This is a genomic window from Mycobacterium sp. TH-M82, from assembly GCF_057473605.1.
Map to the genome: position 1 here is coordinate 1 of NZ_JBYCKY010000079.1, position 2,792 is coordinate 2,792.

Genomic DNA, 2,792 nt, shown 5'->3' on the forward strand with positions numbered 1-2,792 from the left:
GTTTCGAACCCCGGACCCGCTGATTAAGAGTCAGCTGCTCTACCAACTGAGCTAACGGCGCGAGACGGCCTGGACCGCGAGTGCGACAATAACAGCCGCCAGGGCAAGTGGCGAATCCTCGACGCTTCGGTTTGGGCTGGATCCGGTGTCCGCATCGTAGGCCGGTGACATCGTCTGATGCCTTAGACTACTGCCGAGTGGTGGCGAGGGTCGAAGTGGGGGTCTGAGTGAGTAAGGGTATGGCGCCAGTCGGTGCGACGTCCGGTTGCCGCGGACACCGATCCTGGTTCGCGGGGTTGCTGGTGATCCCCGCGGTGGTGCTGGGTCTTAGCGCCTGCGGCGGCAACGACGGCCCGGAAGCGGCCAAAGTCATCACCGACAAGGGCACCCCGTTCGGCGATCTGCTGGTCCCGAAGCTGACCGCCTCGGTGACCGACGGGGCGGTCGGCGTGGCGGTGGACGCCCCGGTGAAGGTCACCGCCGAGGGCGGGGTGCTGGGCGCGGTCACCATCGTCAACGAAAACGGCAAGTCGGTCGACGGCCAACTCAGCCCGGACGGCCTGACCTGGTCGACCACCGAGCCGCTCGGCTACAACCGCCGCTACACGCTGAACGCGGAATCGCTCGGGCTGGGTGGGGTGACCGTCCGGCAGCTGACCTTTCGGACACATTCACCGGCAAATCTGACGATGCCCTACGTCACGCCGAGCGACGGCGAAGTGGTGGGCGTCGGCCAGCCGGTGGCGATCCGGTTCGACGAGAACATCGCCAACCGTGTCGCGGCCCAGCAGGCCATCAAGATCACCACCGACCCTCCGGTCCGGGGCGCATTCTACTGGTTGAACAACCGCGAAGTGCGTTGGCGGCCACAGTCTTTCTGGACGTCCGGCACCAGTGTCGACGTCGCAGTCAACACCTACGGCGCCGACCTGGGCAATGGGGTATTCGGCCAGGACAGTGTGACCGCACACTTCACCATCGGCGACCAGGTCATCGCGACGGTCGATGACAACGCCAAGTCGATGGTCGTCCGGATCAACGGCGAGGTGGCCAAGACCATGCCGGTCTCCATGGGCAAGAACAGCACCCCGACCAACAACGGCACCTACCTCGTCGGCGCCCGGTTCAACCACATGGTCATGGACTCGTCGACGTACGGGGTGCCGGTCAACTCGCCCAACGGATACCGTACCGAGGTCGATTGGGCGACACAGATCTCCTACAGTGGGATCTTCGTGCACTCCGCTCCGTGGTCGGTCGGCGCGCAGGGCTACAGCAACACCAGCCACGGCTGCCTCAACGTCAGTCCTGCCAACGCGTTGTGGTTCTTCGAGAACACCAAGCGCGGTGACGTGGTGGAGATCACCAACACGGTCGGGCCGACGTTGCCGGGCACCGAGGGGCTCGGCGACTGGAACATCCCCTGGGAGCAGTGGCAGGCCGGCAACGCAGACGACTGAGTTCCTGGTTCCTCGGCGGACGGTAGACATCCGCCGAGCGCTCAGCGGCCTGCCGGCCGCTGCTGCAACGTCACCGTGATTCCGGTCGGCCCGGCCGGAGGACGACGCTGGTCGTCACCGGTTGACGACGGCGGCTGTGGCCTTCGTCATCAGGTCGGCCATGAGCCGCTCCGGGTTGAGTTGTGCGTCGGTGTTGCCCATCACGACGACGGCGGTGCGATCATCGAGTCTCGCCGTGAAGACGTACTCAGGATTCCTGTCCTCCGGGCTCAATTTGATCCCGGTGGTGGTGGCACCGGTGATGGTCGGAGCGTCAATCTGTTCGGCAGGCCCGGCCACATCGGGGGAGCCCGATATCACCAGCCCCAAACCGCAACCCTCGGGCTTCTCGCCGACCGGAACCGGTTCGGGTGACCGAAGGGCGATCACGTCGATGCTTCCCCGGTCCCCACGCGCGTTGACCCCTGCTGCCTGCGCACCGGCCGAAGGCACGGCGTAGGACGGGAGGACCACAGCGCGGCACTTGGGCGGCACAATTCGAGCCTCGGTCAAAGCGGTGATGCGGGAACTGTCGTGATCGGGCTGGCTCACGGTCTTGGCGGGGTAGGCCGACACCGTGAATCCCGGGGGAAAACCGTTCTTGACGCCGTCGACCCGCGAGATGTCGTATTCGACGCCAGGCGCCGTCGCCGGGTCAGTCGGCGACGCGGTTGGTGAAGGCGCCGCAGGTGGGTTCGTCGGCTTGGTGTCGGCGGCATTTCCGCACGCGACGAGCAAACCACCGGCACCCAGCACGACTAGGACCGACGCGATTTTCTTGGTTCCGGGCAGCGGATACGCCATCCCTCAAGCCTAATACAGCAGTTCTCGTCGGCTTCGGCGTCGCGAGCCGCGCGGCACTTGCGGTAGTTGACGTCCTTCGATTCGTTTTGGCGCTGTTTTTGGAACGTGGTGGTGTTGTCCAGCGCTTCGTCTGCCCGGTCGTCATGCTCACGAATGACCGCGTTGTGGCACGCGAAGCCACGGTTGCCGATAGGTTGATCTCCGGTGTCCTCAGTATTGTCGCCGGGCAGACATGGACTTCATTGCGGGCCTGTTGTCTTAATCCACCCGCTTCCGACGGTCGGCGGTCGGTTCTTCAAGGAGGTTGCTATGTCCAGCCGTACGTTGCGTTCGTTGGGTTTTGTGCCGTTGGCGATTGTCGGCGTCGCCGCCCTAGGCGTGTCGTCGACCGTCACCCCGGTGATGCCGCTACAGGCGAAAACGGTGCTGGCGGACTTCAAGTTGGCCGACGCCGAGACCGTGGGGCTTGTTATGGGCGGCAGCGGCACG

The 2,792-nt window shown here is 65.0% G+C and carries 2 protein-coding genes and 1 pseudogene; 2 read left to right on the forward strand and 1 reads right to left on the reverse strand.

Going from position 1 to position 2,792, the window contains the following annotated elements; genetic code table 11:
• The first annotated feature begins 239 nt into the window (after positions 1 to 239).
• Positions 240 to 1,460 carry a L,D-transpeptidase gene (locus AC2VON_RS02385; protein ID WP_486951502.1) on the forward strand — a complete coding sequence of 407 codons (1,221 nt, stop codon included), beginning with the start codon at positions 240 to 242 and terminating at the stop codon, positions 1,458 to 1,460.
• Between the two features lie 114 nt (positions 1,461 to 1,574).
• On the opposite strand, the gene AC2VON_RS02390 is transcribed toward AC2VON_RS02385, so the two are convergent.
• Positions 1,575 to 2,303 carry a DUF5642 family protein gene (locus AC2VON_RS02390; RefSeq protein ID WP_486951503.1) on the reverse strand — a complete coding sequence of 243 codons (729 nt, stop codon included), beginning with the start codon at positions 2,301 to 2,303 and terminating at the stop codon, positions 1,575 to 1,577.
• Positions 2,304 to 2,612: 309 nt separating this feature from the next.
• Between AC2VON_RS02390 and AC2VON_RS02395 the strand changes: the two are divergent.
• Positions 2,613 to 2,792, forward strand: a pseudogene (locus AC2VON_RS02395) (PE-PPE domain-containing protein); the annotation flags it as partial.